The sequence below is a fragment of the Pseudomonas sp. IzPS59 genome, from assembly GCF_014863505.1.
GTDB classification, from domain to species: domain Bacteria; phylum Pseudomonadota; class Gammaproteobacteria; order Pseudomonadales; family Pseudomonadaceae; genus Aquipseudomonas; species Aquipseudomonas kribbensis.
Genome location: NZ_CP062251.1, coordinates 4,082,486 through 4,099,215 on the forward strand (window position 1 = coordinate 4,082,486; position 16,730 = coordinate 4,099,215).

General features: G+C 57.9%; 15 protein-coding genes and 4 tRNA genes. 4 read left to right on the top strand and 15 right to left on the bottom strand.

All coding sequences use genetic code 11. From position 1 onward, the window contains the following. Positions 1-25: 25 nt before the first annotated feature. The 10 genes from IF189_RS18270 to IF189_RS18315 all read right to left on the bottom strand — a co-directional run bounded on the left by IF189_RS18270 (position 26) and on the right by IF189_RS18315 (position 9,425). Complete coding sequence (locus IF189_RS18270) at positions 26-1,897, bottom strand: SurA N-terminal domain-containing protein (protein WP_085712470.1); 1,872 nt, start codon at positions 1,895-1,897, stop codon at positions 26-28. A gap of 233 nt (positions 1,898-2,130) precedes the next feature. Then, complete coding sequence (locus tag IF189_RS18275; RefSeq protein ID WP_002552737.1) at positions 2,131-2,403, bottom strand: HU family DNA-binding protein; 273 nt, start codon at positions 2,401-2,403, stop codon at positions 2,131-2,133. Between the two features lie 147 nt (positions 2,404-2,550). Next, entirely contained in the window at positions 2,551-4,947 is a 2,397-nt protein-coding gene (lon, locus tag IF189_RS18280) for an endopeptidase La (protein WP_085712471.1), read from the bottom strand. Between the two features lie 163 nt (positions 4,948-5,110). Further along, positions 5,111-6,394, bottom strand: coding sequence for an ATP-dependent Clp protease ATP-binding subunit ClpX (gene clpX / locus IF189_RS18285; protein WP_016775335.1), 1,284 nt, complete (start codon positions 6,392-6,394; stop codon positions 5,111-5,113). A 112-nt stretch (positions 6,395-6,506) separates the two neighbouring features. Beyond that, the gene (gene clpP, locus IF189_RS18290; protein ID WP_053161532.1) at positions 6,507-7,142 is read right to left on the bottom strand and encodes an ATP-dependent Clp endopeptidase proteolytic subunit ClpP; all 636 of its coding nucleotides are present in this window, start codon (positions 7,140-7,142) and stop codon (positions 6,507-6,509) included. Positions 7,143-7,234: 92 nt separating this feature from the next. Continuing rightward, positions 7,235-8,545, bottom strand: coding sequence for a trigger factor (gene tig, locus IF189_RS18295; protein WP_085712472.1), 1,311 nt, complete (start codon positions 8,543-8,545; stop codon positions 7,235-7,237). Positions 8,546-8,945: 400 nt separating this feature from the next. After that, positions 8,946-9,021, bottom strand: a tRNA-His gene (locus IF189_RS18300). Positions 9,022-9,097: 76 nt separating this feature from the next. Beyond that, positions 9,098-9,182: transfer RNA gene (locus IF189_RS18305), tRNA-Leu, on the bottom strand. Positions 9,183-9,240: 58 nt separating this feature from the next. Then, positions 9,241-9,316: transfer RNA gene (locus tag IF189_RS18310), tRNA-His, on the bottom strand. Positions 9,317-9,348: 32 nt separating this feature from the next. Beyond that, positions 9,349-9,425 (bottom strand) — tRNA-Arg (locus IF189_RS18315). A gap of 274 nt (positions 9,426-9,699) precedes the next feature. Between IF189_RS18315 and folD the strand changes: the two genes are divergently transcribed. Both folD and pbpG read left to right on the top strand, forming a co-directional pair. Beyond that, positions 9,700-10,554: a bifunctional methylenetetrahydrofolate dehydrogenase/methenyltetrahydrofolate cyclohydrolase FolD gene (folD, locus tag IF189_RS18320; RefSeq protein WP_085712473.1), complete on the top strand. Its 855-nt coding sequence runs from the start codon at positions 9,700-9,702 to the stop codon at positions 10,552-10,554. Positions 10,555-10,782: 228 nt separating this feature from the next. Continuing rightward, positions 10,783-11,721, top strand: a complete 939-nt coding sequence (gene pbpG, locus IF189_RS18325) for a D-alanyl-D-alanine endopeptidase (protein WP_085712474.1) — start codon at positions 10,783-10,785, stop codon at positions 11,719-11,721. A gap of 52 nt (positions 11,722-11,773) precedes the next feature. Here the strand turns inward: pbpG and IF189_RS18330 are convergent, their stop codons facing one another. Next, positions 11,774-11,980: a hypothetical protein gene (locus IF189_RS18330; RefSeq protein WP_192552032.1), complete on the bottom strand. Its 207-nt coding sequence runs from the start codon at positions 11,978-11,980 to the stop codon at positions 11,774-11,776. Positions 11,981-12,076: 96 nt separating this feature from the next. After that, positions 12,077-12,748, bottom strand: coding sequence for a peptidase C39 family protein (locus IF189_RS18335; RefSeq protein WP_114884145.1), 672 nt, complete (start codon positions 12,746-12,748; stop codon positions 12,077-12,079). Positions 12,749-12,979: 231 nt separating this feature from the next. Between IF189_RS18335 and IF189_RS18340 the strand changes: the two genes are divergently transcribed. Further along, complete coding sequence (locus IF189_RS18340; RefSeq protein ID WP_167443780.1) at positions 12,980-13,147, top strand: hypothetical protein; 168 nt, start codon at positions 12,980-12,982, stop codon at positions 13,145-13,147. A 73-nt stretch (positions 13,148-13,220) separates the two neighbouring features. Here the strand turns inward: IF189_RS18340 and IF189_RS18345 are convergent, their stop codons facing one another. Beyond that, positions 13,221-13,970: a TerC family protein gene (locus IF189_RS18345; RefSeq protein ID WP_192552033.1), complete on the bottom strand. Its 750-nt coding sequence runs from the start codon at positions 13,968-13,970 to the stop codon at positions 13,221-13,223. A 28-nt stretch (positions 13,971-13,998) separates the two neighbouring features. Beyond that, entirely contained in the window at positions 13,999-14,241 is a 243-nt protein-coding gene (locus IF189_RS18350) for a hypothetical protein (protein ID WP_134827433.1), read from the bottom strand. Between the two features lie 144 nt (positions 14,242-14,385). On the opposite strand from IF189_RS18350, the gene nhaR reads away from it, so the two are divergent. Next, a complete protein-coding gene (gene nhaR, locus IF189_RS18355; RefSeq protein ID WP_085712480.1) occupies positions 14,386-15,285 on the top strand; it encodes a transcriptional activator NhaR in 900 nt (299 codons plus the stop codon). Here nhaR and IF189_RS18360 read toward each other — a convergent pair. After that, a complete protein-coding gene (locus IF189_RS18360) occupies positions 15,282-16,442 on the bottom strand; it encodes an MFS transporter (RefSeq protein ID WP_119428001.1) in 1,161 nt (386 codons plus the stop codon). The two genes, nhaR and IF189_RS18360, sit on opposite strands and share 4 nt — an antisense overlap. Positions 16,443-16,730 lie beyond the last annotated feature (288 nt).

Consider the following 16,730-nt stretch of genomic DNA (forward strand, 5'->3'; position numbering starts at 1 on the left):
GCTTTTTTTATCGCTCTGTCAGGCATCAGAAACGCTTGATGTCCGCTTCGCTTTCCAGCTGCTTGCGGTACGCCGCGAAGTCCTGCTGGCCTTCACGCGAAGCGAGGAAGCGACGGTATTGCGCTTTCTCTTCATCGGTCGGCGCAGCGGCTTCGTTCACAGCGTTCAGACGCACGATGGTCAGACTGCCATCAGGCAGTGTCACACTGCTGAAAGTCGGCTTGTCCTTGGCTGCCGGTTTCGGCATGCGGAACAGTGCTTGCAGCACTGCAGGATCAACACCTTCCTGGGCACGGGTGGCGGCCTGGGTGACTTTCCAGTTCTGACCGTCGATAGCCTTGTCCAGCGGGGTCTTGCCGTCACGCAGACCGGCGATCAGTTGCTCCGCCTTGGTCTTGGCAGCCGCGCTGGCGTGCTCTTTGGCCAACTGGGTGCGGATGGCAGTCGCCACAGCTTCCAGCGGCAGTTGCGCAGGCTTGAGGTGTTCCTTGGCGCGCAGCACGATCACGGTATCCGGATCCAGCTCGATGGCGGTGCTGTTGGCACCATCATCCAGCACTTCGTTGCTGAACGCGGCAGTGACCACGGCGCGGTTGGACGCAACACCTTCGCCACCCTCACGGCCGAACGGCTTGGAGGTGTGTACGGTCAGTTTCAGATCCTGCGCCGGCTGCGCCAGGTCAGACGCCTCGAACGAGGAGTCTTCCAGCTGCTTGGTCGCCTCGACGAAACGCTGCTCGACCTGCTGGGCTTTCAGCTCGTGGGTCAGCTTGTCTTTCAGGCTGGCGAAGGTCGGCACTTCCGGCGCTTCGACGCCCAGCAGCTTGATCAAGTGGAAACCGAAATCGGTGCGAACCGGCTCGGACACTTGATCCTTGTTCAACGAATACAGGGCTTTCTCGAAGGCCGGGTCGTAGACACCAGGACCGGCATAACCCAGGTCACCGCCGTTGTTGGCCGAGCCCGGATCCTGCGAGAACTCCTTGGCCAGCGCTTCGAACTTCTCGCCCTTGGCCAGACGTGCCTGGACTTCCTCGATCTTCGCCTTGGCCTGGGCCTCGGTGGTCTTGTCGTTCACTTCGATCAGGATATGCGCCGCGCGACGCTGTTCCGACAGGTTGGCGATTTCTTTCTGGTACGCCGCCTGCAGGTCTTCGTCCTTGACGGCGACCTGATCGAAGAACGAAGCCTTCTTCAGCTCGAGGTAATCGATGACCACCTGATCCGGGGTCATGAATTCCTTGGCGTGCTCGTCGTAGTAAGCCTTGACCTCATCGTCGGTCAGCTTCACGGCGGCCGGGTCAGCCTTGATGTTCAGCGAGGCGAAATCACGGGTCTGCTTTTCCAGACGGGCGAAGGCCAGCACTTGAGCGTCAGTCACGAAACCGCTGCCGGCTACGCCGGCGCGCAGCTGACCGATCAGCATTTCCTGAGCCAGCATCTGGCGGAATTGCATGCGGCTGTAGCCCAGCTGACGGATCACCTGGTCGAAACGGTCGGAGCTGAACTTGCCGTCAACCTGGAATTCAGGCGTTTGCAGGATCACTTGATCCAGCGCCGCGTCGGAGAAGGCAAACTTCGATTTTTCTGCGCCTTGCAGCAGCAGCTTGCGATCGATCAGACCCTTGAGGGCCGATTCGCGCAGCATTTTTTCGTCGAGCAAGGAAGCATCGAAGTCCTTGCCCAGCTGTTGCATCAGCTGACGGCGTTGCATGTCAACGGCCTGGCTCAGCTCGTTCTGGCTGATTTCTTCACCATTGACCTTGGCCGCCTCGTTGGTGTGAGTCGTGGCCTTGAAAATGGCATCGAAACCGGTCAGGGCCATCAGTGCAACGATGACCCCGATAATGGTCTTGGCAATCCAGCCTTGTGAATTGTCCCTGATATTCTGCAGCATGCGTCCCCCAGAAACGGTTGAACTTCAAAAATTAGGCAACCGTGGAGCGTGGGTAGAATCCGGATAGAAGAAAGGCGCATCCGAGGATGCGCCTTCTCGTAACTGGCGGAGCGGACAGGGCTCGAACCCTCGATCCCGGCGTAGCAGACAATTATTCCAAACTGCCTGCTCTACCGCTCCGCTGCCAAGTCAGGAATGACCCCGACCCGGATGGGTAAAAACCTGAATCAAACTTAGTTGACGGCTTCTTTCAGGGCTTTACCGGCTTTGAAACCTGGCTTCTTGGCTGCCGCGATTTCCAGAGTCTTGCCGGTCTGTGGGTTACGACCGATGCGAGCTGGACGATCGGTTACCGAGAAAGTACCGAAACCTACCAGAACTACGGAGTCGCCAGCCTTCAGAGCGCCAGTGACGGATTCGATTACAGCGTCCAGCGCACGGCCAGCAGCAGCTTTCGGGATATCAGCGGATGCAGCGATAGCATCAATCAGTTCCGACTTGTTCACTCTAAGTCCCCTTATATCTATTTTGAGATGATTCTAAGTTTTTTGGTGAAAGCAAAAACGAGTGCTGAATGGCCTACAGACACTTAAGAGCCGCTTTATAACAAGGGCTCTAAAAAACTGTCAACAAGCCCCCCAGCCAAAGACGTATTAATGCGTGCTAATTCTTTCCTTGGAATCGGACTCGCGTTTTTCATCCTTCGCGACAATCTCCGGAGCCACATCCGGCAAGGGCTCCGGCGCGTATTGCAGCGCAATTTGCAGGACCTCGTCAATCCATTTAACCGGTTTAATCTGCAGATCCTGCTTGATATTGTCAGGAATCTCCTTCAGATCACGCACGTTCTCTTCCGGAATAATCACGACCTTGATTCCACCACGGTGTGCGGCGAGGAGTTTTTCCTTCAGGCCACCAATGGCAAGGACTTGACCACGCAGGGTGATCTCGCCGGTCATGGCGACATCGGCGCGCACAGGAATACCCGTCAAAGCCGACACCAGCGCGGTGCACATGCCTACACCGGCGCTCGGACCGTCTTTCGGCGTAGCACCTTCCGGCATGTGAATATGGGTGTCGCGCTTCTCGTGGAAGTCCAGGGGAATGCCCAGGCTCTTGGCACGGCTGCGCACAACGGTCAGGGCCGCAGTGATCGATTCGACCATTACGTCGCCCAGCGAACCGGTCTTGATCAGTTGGCCTTTGCCCGGCACGACGGCCGCTTCGATGGTGAGCAATTCACCGCCGACCTGAGTCCAGGCCAGGCCGGTCACCTGACCGATCTGATCCTGCTGCTCGGCCAGACCGTAGCGGAATTTGCGTACGCCAAGGAAGTGCTCCAGCAGATCAGCTGTCACTTTCACCGAGAAACGTTTTTCCAGTGCATGCTCTTTGACTGCCTTGCGGCAGACCTTGGCAATCTGCCGCTCGAGGCCACGCACACCGGCTTCACGGGTGTAGTAACGGATGATGTCGCGGATCGCTTCCTCGTCGAATTCCAGCTCGCCTTTCTTCAGGCCGTTGGCGGCAATCTGTTTTGGCGACAGGTACTTGACGGCGATGTTGATCTTTTCGTCTTCGGTGTAGCCCGGCAGACGGATCACTTCCATCCGGTCCAGCAGCGCCGGCGGAATGTTCATCGAGTTGGAGGTGCAGAGGAACATCACATCCGACAGGTCGTAATCGACTTCCAGATAGTGATCGTTGAAGTTGTGATTCTGCTCCGGATCGAGCACTTCCAGCAACGCAGACGCCGGGTCGCCACGCATGTCACTGCCCATTTTGTCGATTTCATCGAGCAGGAACAGCGGGTTGCGGACGCCCACCTTTGTCATCTTTTGAATCAATCTTCCTGGCATCGAACCGATGTAAGTCCGACGGTGACCACGGATTTCCGCTTCGTCACGCACACCACCGAGGGCCATGCGCACGAATTTACGGTTGGTGGCGTGGGCAATCGACTCCGCCAGCGAGGTTTTACCCACGCCCGGAGGACCGACCAGGCACAACACCGGGCCACGAATCTTTTTCACGCGCTTCTGCACGGCGAGGTACTCAAGGATGCGTTCCTTGACTTCTTCCAGACCATAGTGATCGGCGTCGAGAATGTCTTCGGCACGGGCCAGATCCAGGCGTACCTTGCTCTGGGCCTTCCACGGCACCTGTACCAGCCAGTCGATGTAGGAACGCACGACGGTGGCTTCGGCCGACATCGGCGACATCTGCTTGAGCTTGTTCAGCTCGGCAGTCGCCTTGGCCAGGGCATCTTTCGGCAGACCGGCAGCGTCGATGCGCTTTTTCAGGTCTTCGATTTCGTTGTGGCCTTCGTCGCTGTCGCCGAGTTCCTTCTGAATGGCCTTCATCTGCTCATTCAGGTAGTACTCGCGCTGACTGCGCTCCATTTGCTTTTTGACGCGACCGCGGATGCGTTTTTCGACCTGCAGCAGGTCGATTTCGGCGTCCAGCAGAGCCAGAACGTGCTCGACCCGGGCAGCCAGATCGATGATTTCGAGGATTTCCTGCTTCTGCTCGATCTTCAGCGCCATGTGCGCAGCCATGGTGTCTACCAGACGGCCCGGCTCATCGATGCTGTTGAGCGACGACAGGACTTCAGCCGGGACTTTCTTGCCCAGCTGAACATATTGTTCGAATTGCGACAGCAGCGTGCGCACGAAGACTTCGGACTCGCGCTCGGCGGCGTCGACTTCGTCGATCAGGGAAACTTCGGCACGGCAGTGGCCATCGACCTCACTGAAACGCTCGACAGTACCGCGCTGCTCGCCTTCAACCAGAACCTTGACGGTGCCGTCAGGCAGCTTGAGCAGTTGCAGAACGGTGGCAATGGTACCGACGCGATACAGAGCGTCTTCTCCGGGATCGTCGTCAGCCGGGTTTCTCTGGGCCAGCAGCAGGATCTGCTTGTCGCCCGTCATCGCGGCCTCGAGGGCTTCGATGGATTTCTCGCGCCCCACGAACAGCGGGATAACCATGTGCGGATACACAACGACATCACGCAATGGCAGGAGAGGCAATTCGATGGTGGTCTTCATGATTTCGCCTCTACGGCGGCCATATGGCCGTAATCAGATGGAATTAAGCTTGAAACCAAGATGGGGGCTGCCTTGAAAAAAAACAAGCGCAAAGCGGATGTAAAAAACGACATAAAAAAAAAGAGGCCCGAAGGCCCCTTCTTTGTTCCGGCAGGGTGGACACTTACGCGTCCGGCGCTGCCTTGGCCGTCGGCTCACTGTTTTCGTAGATATACAGTGGCTTGGACTTGCCTTCGATCACGCTTTCATCGATCACGACTTTGCTCACCTCGGACTGCGAGGGGATTTCATACATCGTGTCGAGCAGCACACCTTCGAGAATCGAACGCAGGCCACGGGCACCGGTTTTACGCTCCAGGGCACGCTTGGCGACCGATTTCAGCGCGTCGGAACGGAATTCCAGATCCACGCCTTCCATCTCGAACAGCTTGGCGTACTGTTTGGTCAGGGCATTTTTCGGCTCGGTGAGAATCTGCATCAATGCAGCCTCATCCAGCTCGTCCAGCGTCGCAAGAACCGGCAGACGACCGACGAATTCCGGGATCAGACCGAACTTGACCAGATCGTCAGGCTCGACTTCACGCAGGGATTCACCAACCTTCTTGCCTTCTTCCTTGCTGCGCACTTCTGCGTTGAAACCGATGCCACCCTTGGTGGAACGGTTCTGAATCACTTTCTCCAGACCGGAGAAGGCACCACCGCAGATAAACAGGATGTTACGGGTGTCGACCTGCAGGAATTCCTGCTGCGGATGCTTGCGGCCACCTTGCGGCGGAACGGAAGCGACCGTGCCTTCGATCAACTTGAGCAAGGCCTGCTGCACGCCTTCGCCGGAAACGTCCCGGGTGATCGACGGGTTGTCGGACTTGCGCGAAATCTTGTCGATCTCGTCGATGTAGACAATGCCCATCTGGGCTTTCTCTACGTCGTAATCGCACTTCTGCAGCAGCTTCTGAATGATGTTCTCGACGTCTTCACCCACGTAACCCGCCTCGGTGAGGGTGGTTGCGTCGGCGATGGTGAACGGAACGTTCAGCAAGCGGGCCAGGGTTTCGGCCAGCAGGGTTTTACCGGAGCCTGTCGGGCCGATCAGCAGGATGTTGCTCTTGCCAAGTTCGACGTCGTCAGCCTTTTTGTCACGCTGGTTCAGACGCTTGTAGTGGTTGTATACCGCTACCGCGAGAACCTTCTTCGCACGCTCCTGACCAATGACGTACTGGTCAAGGATGCCGCTGATTTCTTTAGGCGAAGGCAATTTATGCGCGCTGCTTTCGGCCTGTGCTTCCTGCACCTCCTCACGGATGATGTCATTGCACAGGTCGACGCACTCGTCGCAGATAAAGACCGAGGGGCCGGCAATCAATTTGCGCACTTCATGCTGGCTTTTGCCACAGAAGGAGCAATAGAGCAGCTTGCCGTTGTCCTCGCCGTTGCGGGTGTCAGTCATTCGTTCGATCCAAATCCGATAGGCTTGCAACACAAGATGAAGGCTATTGCGGGCTTTTTCAAGCCCGCCACTGATCGGACCAGCCGATCAGGCCTGTTTTGAGCTGCTTATTTTAAGCTGGACGCTGGTTGATCACTTCGTCGATCAAGCCGTATTCCTTCGCAGCTTCTGCACTCATGAAGTTGTCGCGGTTGGTGTCGCGCTCGATTTCTTCCAGAGTGCGCCCGCTGTGCTTGGCCATCAGCGTGTTCAGACGCTCGCGGATGAAGAGGATTTCCTTGGCGTGGATTTCGATATCCGACGCCTGGCCCTGGAAACCGCCCAGTGGCTGGTGAATCATCACTCGCGAGTTCGGCAGGCAGTAACGCTTGCCCGGTGCACCTGCGGTCAGCAGGAATGCGCCCATGCTGCAGGCCTGACCGATGCAGGTGGTCGACACGTTCGGCTTGATGAACTGCATGGTGTCGTAGATCGACATGCCTGCAGTGACCGAGCCGCCCGGGGAGTTGATGTAAAGATGGATGTCCTTGTCCGGGTTTTCCGCTTCAAGGAACAGCAATTGCGCGCAGATCAGGTTGGCCATGTAGTCCTCTACCGGACCCACCAGAAAGATCACTCGTTCCTTGAGAAGACGCGAGTAGATGTCATAGGCGCGCTCGCCACGAGCAGATTGCTCGACAACCATCGGGACCAGGCCGCCGGCGGCCTGGATATCAGAGTTCTGCTGAATATAGGAATTACGGAACATGCTCTGCAGTCACTCCCAAATAGTCATGTCTTGAATACGCATAAGCCAGCTCGAAGGCTGGCTTATGGTGTGTGCTTCTAACGCAGAAACAATCAGTCGGCTTTTGGAGCTTCTACCGGCTTGACCGCTTCTTCGTAAGAGACCGATTTGTCGGTCACGCTAGCTTTCTGCAGAACAGTATCCACAACTTGTTCTTCCAGCACAACCGAACGGACTTCGTTCAGTTGCTGCTCGTTCTTGTAGTACCAGGACACGACCTGCTCAGGCTCTTGGTAAGCCGAAGCCATTTCCTGAATCATTTCGCGAACGCGGGCTTCGTCTGGCTTCAGGTCGAATTGCTTGACCACTTCAGCCACGATCAGACCCAGGACAACGCGGCGCTTGGCTTGCTCTTCGAACAGCTCGGCCGGCAGTTGGTCAGGCTTGATGTTGCCACCGAACTGCTGAACAGCCTGCACGCGCAGACGGTCAACTTCGTTGGACAGCAGAGCCTTTGGCACTTCGATCGGGTTGGTGGCCAGCAGACCGTCCATTACCTGATTCTTGACCTTGGACTTGATGGCCTGACGCAGTTCACGCTCCATGTTCTTGCGAACTTCGGTGCGGAAGCCGTCGATGCCGCTTTCCTTGATGCCGAACTGGGCGAAGAACTCTTCGTTCAGCTCTGGCAGTTTAGGCTCGGAAACGGTGTTTACAGTCACGGTGAACTCGGCGGTTTTGCCAGCCAGGTCCAGGTTCTGATAGTCCTCTGGGAAAGTCAGGTTCAGAACGCGCTCTTCGCCGGCTTTAGCGCCAACCAGGCCTTCTTCGAAGCCAGGGATCATGCGACCGGAACCCAGCACCAGCTGAGTGCCCTTGGCGGAACCGCCAGCGAACACTTCGCCGTCAACCTTGCCAACGAAATCGATGTTCAGTTGGTCTTCGTTCTGGGCAGCGCGATCGGCCACTTCGAAACGGGTGTTCTGCTTGCGCAGGATGTCCAGCATCTTGTCCAGATCGGCGTCAGCCACTTCAGCGCTCAGACGCTCAACGGTGATGCCTTCGAAACCGGCAACGGTGAACTCAGGGAACACTTCGAATACGGCTACGTATTCCAGGTCCTTGCCAGCTTCGAGCGACTTAGGCTCGATCGACGGCGAACCGGCCGGGTTCAGCTTCTGCTCAACCACAGCTTCGTAGAAGGAGGACTGGATCACGTCGCCAATCGCTTCCTGGCGCGCATCAGCACCAAAACGGCGCTTGATTTCGCTCATAGGCACTTTGCCTGGACGGAAGCCAGCAATCTTGGCCTTCTGGGCAGTCTGCTGCAGACGCTTGTTGACCTGAGTCTCGATGCGCTCAGCCGGCACGGTGATGCTCATGCGGCGCTCAAGAGCAGTAGTATTTTCAACAGAAACTTGCATGGATATTCCTCGTTGCACAGACGTTAGCCGGCCGTTTCCGACCCAAGAATCAAGGGCAAGCATTCTAGTAGGTCAAACTCAAGAAGTCACCCTACTGAAAACGGGTAAAAAAACAGCAGGCAAATTGAAGGCGGGGACAAACGGTTGCGCCTCGCCCTGTTAGCAAATACAGCCAATCAAGCCAGGGCCCTGCACCAACCTCTTCTATATATAGAGGCGGTTGAATCATCTCCCTGACAGCCAACCTCACAAGCAAGGTCAGTGGGCAGCGCAGCATCATCGAGCAACATTAATACGACGAAGCACCCTGCCCTGCGACCCGAAACCAGCTGTCGCCAGAAACTCGAATTCCTGAAACAAAAAAGGCGCCAGACTGTTAAATCTGGCGCCTTTCGAAATATGGGGTGGACGATGGGGATCGAACCCACGACAACGGGAGTCACAATCCCGTGCTCTACCAACTGAGCTACGCCCACCATATTGCGTGTCAAAGAAGCCAAACAACTTCTTTGTAGAACTTCACCCTACCAACGGCATGAATGAAGCTTTGATTGGTGCGGATGAAGAGACTCGAACTCTTACGCCTCGCGGCGCTGGAACCTAAATCCAGTGTGTCTACCAATTCCACCACATCCGCGGATGAAGCTTTTTAAAGCAAAGGCGCCAGACTGTTACATCTGGCGCCTTTCGAAATATGGGGTGGACGATGGGGATCGAACCCACGACAACGGGAGTCACAATCCCGTGCTCTACCAACTGAGCTACGCCCACCATATCGCGCTACTTGTGCCAAAGCTGCCTAATGGCGCACCCGGCAGGACTCGAACCTGCGACCATCCGCTTAGAAGGCGGATGCTCTATCCAGCTGAGCTACGGGCGCCTTGTTAGCTGTACCCTTGGAGGACTACAAACTAAGTGCTTTCCAGTCTCGCAAAACCTTGATTTCGCTCGACCTTCTTAACCAGTGCTAGGCTGTGCCCGACAAGTGCGACGAATAGTATAGAGCGACCTGCAGGTCGTCAAATCCTTTTTGAAAAAAATTCATTTAATTAAAGGGCTTAGGGGAATTTGCTGACCAAGCGCCTTTGCCCTCACCGTTTGACATGCGAGAATGCGTTCTCTTTTTTTCCCCTCTCGATGGTTAATCACGCGCAATGACTGCACAACTAATCGACGGCAAATCAATCGCCGCCAGCCTGCGCCAGCAGATCGCTCAACGGGTAGCCGAACGTCGCGAGCAAGGCTTGCGCACTCCCGGCCTCGCGGTGATCCTGGTCGGCAGCGATCCTGCCTCTCAGGTTTATGTCTCGCACAAGCGTAAAGACTGTGAAGAGGTCGGCTTCCTCTCCCAAGCCTACGACCTGCCTTCTGAAACCACTCAGGAAGCACTGACCGATCTGATCGATCGACTGAACGACGACCCGGCAATCGACGGCGTTCTGCTTCAACTTCCTCTGCCTGAGCACCTGGACGCGTCCAAGTTGCTGGAGCGCATCCGCCCGGACAAGGACGTCGACGGTTTCCATCCTTATAACGTCGGTCGCCTGGCCCAGCGCATTCCGCTGCTGCGTCCGTGCACGCCGAAAGGCATCATGACCCTGCTGGAAAGCACCGGTGTCGATCTGTACGGAATGGATGCAGTGGTCGTCGGCGCTTCCAACATCGTCGGTCGCCCGATGGCCATGGAGCTGCTGCTGGCCGGCTGCACCGTGACCGTGACCCACCGTTTCACCAAGGACCTGGCCGGCCACGTCGGCCGCGCCGATCTGGTGGTGGTTGCCGCCGGCAAGCCGGGCCTGGTCAAGGGCGAGTGGATCAAGGAAGGCGCGATCGTGATCGACGTCGGCATCAACCGTCAGGACGACGGCAAACTGGTCGGTGACGTGGTGTACGAAACCGCCCTGCCCCGCGCCGGCTGGATCACACCAGTACCGGGCGGCGTCGGCCCGATGACCCGTGCCTGCCTGCTGGAAAACACCCTCTACGCGGCAGAAACCCTGCACGCTTAAAGCGCTTTTTCCGCTCCAGAAGAACCCCGCCTTGTGCGGGGTTTTTCGTATCCTCGAAAAAACCTTTACCGTTCGCCGGAAACCCCTATTTTTACAGGGCTTTTCACGACTTTTTCATGCCCTTCAAACAACCATCGACAGATCTTCAGCCATACTCCTAGAATGCGTCGTTTTACGATACAGTCCGTTACAAAAAACGGCATTTCCAACCTTCATGAGTTCGCCCGCGTGAATATTCGTCTGTCCATCCTGAGCCTGGTTTTTGCATTTTCAGGCACGCTCCTCACGCCAACGGTCAACGCCGCCGAAACCACCGCTGCCCCCCGAGACGCTTCACAGTTGAAGATTGCCTCCGGCAGCGCCCTGCTGATGGATCTGCAGACCAACAAAGTCATCTACTCCAGCAATCCGGACGTGATCGTGCCGATCGCTTCCGTCAGCAAGTTGATGACCGGCCTGGTCGTGGTTGAAGCCCACCAGAACATGGACGAATGGATTGACGTCGACATCAGCCACACCCCGGAAATGAAAGGCGTGTTTTCCCGGGTCAAACTGCGTAGCGAACTGCCGCGCCGGGAGATGCTGCTGATCGCTTTGATGTCCTCGGAAAACCGCGCCGCCGCCAGTCTCGCCCATCACTATCCGGGCGGTTATGCAGCCTTCATCGCCGCGATGAACGCCAAGGCCAAGGCGCTGGGCATGACCAGCACCCACTTTGTGGAACCGACCGGCCTGTCGGAGCGCAACGTTTCCACCGCCCGGGACCTGAGCAAGTTGCTGATGGCTGCGCAAAAGCATCCGATCCTGACCGAACTCACCACCACCAAGGAAAAGACCGTCTCGTTCCGCAAACCCAACTACACCCTGGGTTTCCGTAACACCGACCACCTGGTGAACAAGGCCGACTGGGACATCAAGATCACCAAGACCGGCTTCACCAATCCGGCCGGCCATTGCCTGGTGCTCGTGACCCGGATGAGCAACCGCCCGGTCGCCCTGGTGATTCTCGATGCATTCGGCAAGTACACCCACTTCGCCGATGCCAGCCGCATCCGCAGCTGGGTGGAAACCGGCCGGAGCACCAACGTTCCGGCGGTGGCCCAGCAATACAAGGCCGAGAAGAACCTCAAGGGCCGCCAGAGCGGCGTGGTCGAAGCGTCCAAGTAAATCGCGATACAAAAAAGCCCCGAACATTCGGGGCTTTTTTTCGTCTGCCGGTTCAGTCGTTGGGCAGCGGCATCTGGTCATCATCGGGAATGCCGTCGCCGGCACTGGGATCTCGGTGATGTTCCGGAGTCACCACGGCCGGGCGAGCCAATGGATCGCGTAGCGGGCTGTCCGGATCCAGCACCGAATCGACGTCCGTCTCCGGTGTGGTCGGCACACTGTCCGGTTTATGGTCGTCAAAGCTCGAATCGGTACTCATACGCACCTCTCATTCGGGTAATCACCCGAAAAACCGGGCGTTACCCTTAAGAGCGTAGCTGCGCGCCAGGGTGCCCGTCAGGAGACGGACGGAACCTCACTTCGCTTCCAGAGCCTTGCGCGCCTGCGCCGCCTCGCGTTCCTGGCCAGCCTGCGCCAGTTCATCAGCGGCTTTCAGCCAACGCTGGCGATCGACCGCTGCCGGGAGCTGCGAAGGCTTCTGAATCAATACCGCCCAGCCACCCGACTTCTCGAGCGCCGATTCAAAAGAACTGAAACTCATCAGTTCACGACGATTCATCCCCGCGCGCAGCAGAACCTTCTGCTTCTTGCGGTCATAACCGGAAAGGATTGCGTACCGCGGCTCGGCCCAGAACGCCGATCCCTCGCTAAAACGCACCATCACCGGGTAACCCGCCGCGACCTGGGTCAGCAGCGCCGGCAAACGGGCATCTACCGGGTACACGACCATGCCGTATTCGCGGGCCAGGTTCTGCATATTCTGTTGAAGCTTGTCCTCGGCGCCCGGCAGGTGCAGAGGCTTTTCCAGCAACCCCGGGGTGATCACGATGCCTTGCTGCGACAGCAGACTGGCCAACACCTGCGGCCCGCTCTGATTGGCTTCGCCCCGATAGAAGGTGCCGCTGAGTTCAACGCGCTCCGGCAGGCGCTGGACTTCCGGCGCCACACTGCCCGCACACCCCACCAAAGCTGTCACGCAACCGGCCACCAGCAGTGCCATGCGAATCCGGGAAAATAGCTGCACCATCGTCACTCTCTTGATCAGTTACCGGTCATCGTGTTCCGGCTTGGTCGAGGATCATAGGACGGCGCAACGCTGCGGTATAGCCCAAAGGGGCAGATGCATCGGCTGTATAGAGCGAAGTGATTGGTCACCACCGACCTTTGGTCAATAGCCTGAAACACGCCAGCGACTAGACTGTCACTCGAAAGACAGCAAAAGAGTGAGCGCCCGATGCAGGGCAAAGAGGAGGCACCGATGAGCCTGACCATGACCATTGTGATGTTGATTGCCGGCTGGCTGGCCGTCGCCGCCGCCATGTTGTGGGGCGTGCTGCGGATTTCCCGCCGCCACCACCACCCTGTGCAACCTGCACCGATCAAGAAGATCGAGAAACACAGCGCCCGTCACGCCACCGCGCACTGACATCTTTCAATCGACTCAAACGAAAAAGGCCGCGTGACTCTTGCGAGTGACGCGGCCTTCGATTTTCCAGCGGTTACGCCTGGGCAGCCAGCTTCTTCTGCTTCGCCCGACGGGACATCATGTTCAACACCTCGATCGCAGCCGAGAACGCCATGGCGGCATACACATAACCTTTCGGTACGTGGGCGCCGAAACCTTCGGCGATCAGCGTCATGCCGATCATGATCAGGAAGCCCAGGGCCAGCATCACCACCGACGGGTTGTCGTTGATGAACTTGGCCAGCGGGTCAGCCGCAAACAGCATCACCAGTACCGAAACCACCACCGCGATCACCATGATCGGCAAGTGTTCGGTCATGCCGACCGCGGTAATGATGCTGTCGATCGAGAACACCATGTCCAGCATCAGGATCTGCCCGATGGCGGCGGCAAAGCCCAGAGTCACCGTCGAGGTAGCCGACTTCGGATCGTCCGGCACCGGGTCCATGCTGTGATGGATTTCGGTCGTCGCCTTCCACACCAGGAACAAGCCACCGGCGATCAGGATCATGTCCTTCCAGGAAAACGCCTGGCCCAGGATCTCGATGACCGGCGCGGTCAACTGCACGATGAACGCGATGGTGCTCAACAGCGCCAGACGCATGATCAGCGCCATGCCGATACCGAGGCGGCGTGCCTTCTGCCGATACTGCTGGGGCAGCTTGTTGGTCAGGATCGAGATGAAGATCAGGTTATCGATGCCAAGCACGATTTCCATCACCACCAGTGTGGCCAAGGCAATCCAGGCCGTCGGGCTGGAAGCGAGTTCTAACAGGTATTCCATGGGTCAGTCCTGACTCTTGTAAGACGGTTTAGATGGTCTTGGAGGAAGATTCGGATTTTTCCGCATCTTTTTCCGGGGCTTCTTTTTTCTCGATCAGGCCGCCAGTGGCTTCGCTGAGCGCCTGCTCGGCGGCTTTGTGCGTGTCGTCGATCGCTTGTTTGGCGCTTTCGGCGGCCTTGCCCATCAATTGCTGGGCGCTTTTTTCGGCCTGGTCGCAACCGGTCATTAGCAGTAAAGACGTAAACATCAGTGCCGGGATTGTGTATTTCATAAGGCTTCCTTCGAATGAACAGACAGGGTCGCAGACCGCCCGTCGATGGCTGGGCATTCTAGGGAGACAAACACTTCAGGAAAATTCGTATTTTTAGCGGCTATACTTCGATTTATACGAACTGTATTTGACGGACCAAACCCCATGCTCAATTACCGACAACTGCATTACTTCTGGGTGGTGGCCAAGACCGGCAGCATCGTGCGCGCCTGCGAGCAACTGAACCTCACGCCGCAGACCATCAGCGGGCAGATTTCCCTGCTGGAACAGACCTACGGCATCGAGCTGTTCCAGCGGGTCGGCCGGCAACTCGAACTCACCGAAGCCGGGCGCCAGGCCCTGCCCTACGCCGAGCAGATGTTCCAGCTCGGCGGCGAACTGGAACTGATGCTGCGTGCCCAGCCCAACGAACAGCAGATCCTGTTCCGGGTAGGCGTGGCGGATGTGGTGCCCAAATCCATCGTCTATCGCCTGATCGCACCGACCATGGAATTGAGCGAACCGCTGCGCATCACCTGCCGCGAAGACAAACTCGAGCGATTACTGGCGGACCTGGCGATCCAGCGCCTGGATCTGGTGATCTCCGACAGCCCGATGCCGTCGCACCTGGACATCAAGGGCTACAGCCAGAAACTCGGGGAATGCGGGATCAGTTTCTTCGCCACCGCCGAGCTGGCGGCGTTATACGGCCAGGACTTCCCCCGCAGTCTGCACGGCGCGCCGCTGCTGATTCCCGGCGCGGAGACCGTGGTGCGCAGCCGTTTGCAGCGCTGGTTTGCCGAGCAGCAGATTCAGCCAAGAATTGTCGGGGAGTTCGATGACAGCGCCTTGATGCAGGCGTTCGGCCAGTCCGGCAGCGGGATCTTCATCGGGCCGAGCGTGATTGCCGATGAGGTGAAGCGCCAGTACGGCGTCGAGTTGATCGGCCAGACCGATGCGGTGAGCGAGTCGTTCTACGCGATCTCGGTGGAGCGCAAGGTCAAGCACCCCGGCATAAAAGCGATTACCGAAGGTGCCCGACGCGAGCTGTTTACCGAGTTTTAAGCCTGTGCGCAGACCTCGCGCGGCTTGAGCACCATCAACACCATGGCGAGGAAAATCGACAGCAGGATGAACGCGGCGGCCGCAAAGCCTACGAAGCCCAGGCCGGCACTGTCGATCACTCGACCGCCAATGATCGCGCCCAGACCAATCCCGAGGTTGGCCCCGGCAATGTTCAGAGACGCGGCGAAGGCCGGCGCTTCAGGCGCAGCCTTCATCAAACGCACATGGCTGACCAGAAACAGCGCCGCCTGCGTCACGCCCCAGATCCCCATCGCCGCCGCCAGACCCAGCGACGAATTGATGTTCGGCACCAGCGCCACCATCCCGGGGATCATGAACGCGCAGAACATCACCGAGGCCATCAGCGGATGGCGATCCACCGCGCGCCCGCCCAGTGAGTTGCCGATCAGCCCGACTGCGCCGAAGCCCATCAGGCACCAACCGACCACGGTGCCATTGAAGCCGGCCAGACGCTCGAGAATGTCCGCCAGATAGGTGTAGGCCGTGAACATGCCGCTGAACACCAGGATCGACAGCAACACATGGCCAAGCATCAGCGGGCTGCGCAGGATCTTGAACTGCGAAGCGAAGCTGACCTGATGCTGGTGCAGGCTGGTTTTCGGCAGGTAGACAAACAGCAGCAAGGCCTTGGCGAACGCGATCACCGCCAGAATGGCGAATGCACTGCGCCAGCCGAATGCGTCGGAAATCAGCGTGCCCACCGGAATCCCGAACACCGTGGCGCAAACGATGCCGAAGCCGATCTTGGCAATGGCGCGACCGGCGAAGTCCGGGCCGACGATGTCCACGGCGGTTTCACTGGCCAGGGCCCAGAACACCGGCAACCCCAGCGCCGGAATCAGCCGGGCAATGGCCATGACCCAGATGTTCGGCGCCAATGCCGCTACGGTGTTGGCCAGACCGAACATGATCAGGATGGTGATGAACAGTTTGCGCCGTTCGAATCGGGCGAAATAGGCGGTCAAGAAAGGACCGAACATGGCCACGGTGAAAGCGAATAGAGTCACCAGCAACCCGGCTTGCGGGATGGTGACTTCCAGGTCGCGGGCAATCGCCGGCAACAGGCCGACGATGACGAACTCCGTGGTCAGCACCGTGAATCCGGCGGCAGACAACAGAAGGATGGGCAACAGCATGAGGAACTCCAGCAAAACGACGACACCAGCGCTAACCCGAGGGCCCGCCGGCAGAACTTGAAAATAAGGATGCGCAATCTTAACAGAGTGTTTCCCGAGTGACTTGCACAAACCTGTCTATGTTGCCGGACGTTTCGGTGGCAGATCGTCACAGGCCTGAAGGATAAGGCCTACGCTGTGATAAAGTCCGCGCCCTGAAAAACGTACACCCTGTTCAGCCGCCCGTTTAACGGTGTGGCTGTCGCGTCATTCCTTTCGGTTCGTGTCTGTGGCCTGCCCCCGATTCAT

Excerpts from the sequence above, each read along its gene's own strand:
- IF189_RS18270 (WP_085712470.1), bottom strand. The coding sequence starts at position 1,897 with ATGCTGCAGAATATCAGGGACAATTCACAAGGCTGGATTGCCAAGACC.
- lon (WP_085712471.1), bottom strand. The coding sequence starts at position 4,947 with ATGAAGACCACCATCGAATTGCCTCTCCTGCCATTGCGTGATGTCGTT.
- clpX (WP_016775335.1), bottom strand. The coding sequence starts at position 6,394 with ATGACTGACACCCGCAACGGCGAGGACAACGGCAAGCTGCTCTATTGC.
- clpP (WP_053161532.1), bottom strand. The coding sequence starts at position 7,142 with ATGTTCCGTAATTCCTATATTCAGCAGAACTCTGATATCCAGGCCGCC.
- tig (WP_085712472.1), bottom strand. The coding sequence starts at position 8,545 with ATGCAAGTTTCTGTTGAAAATACTACTGCTCTTGAGCGCCGCATGAGC.
- folD (WP_085712473.1), top strand. The coding sequence starts at position 9,700 with ATGACTGCACAACTAATCGACGGCAAATCAATCGCCGCCAGCCTGCGC.
- IF189_RS18330 (WP_192552032.1), bottom strand. The coding sequence starts at position 11,980 with ATGAGTACCGATTCGAGCTTTGACGACCATAAACCGGACAGTGTGCCG.
- IF189_RS18335 (WP_114884145.1), bottom strand. The coding sequence starts at position 12,748 with ATGGTGCAGCTATTTTCCCGGATTCGCATGGCACTGCTGGTGGCCGGT.
- IF189_RS18340 (WP_167443780.1), top strand. The coding sequence starts at position 12,980 with ATGAGCCTGACCATGACCATTGTGATGTTGATTGCCGGCTGGCTGGCC.
- IF189_RS18345 (WP_192552033.1), bottom strand. The coding sequence starts at position 13,970 with ATGGAATACCTGTTAGAACTCGCTTCCAGCCCGACGGCCTGGATTGCC.
- IF189_RS18350 (WP_134827433.1), bottom strand. The coding sequence starts at position 14,241 with ATGAAATACACAATCCCGGCACTGATGTTTACGTCTTTACTGCTAATG.
- nhaR (WP_085712480.1), top strand. The coding sequence starts at position 14,386 with ATGCTCAATTACCGACAACTGCATTACTTCTGGGTGGTGGCCAAGACC.
- IF189_RS18360 (WP_119428001.1), bottom strand. The coding sequence starts at position 16,442 with ATGCTGTTGCCCATCCTTCTGTTGTCTGCCGCCGGATTCACGGTGCTG.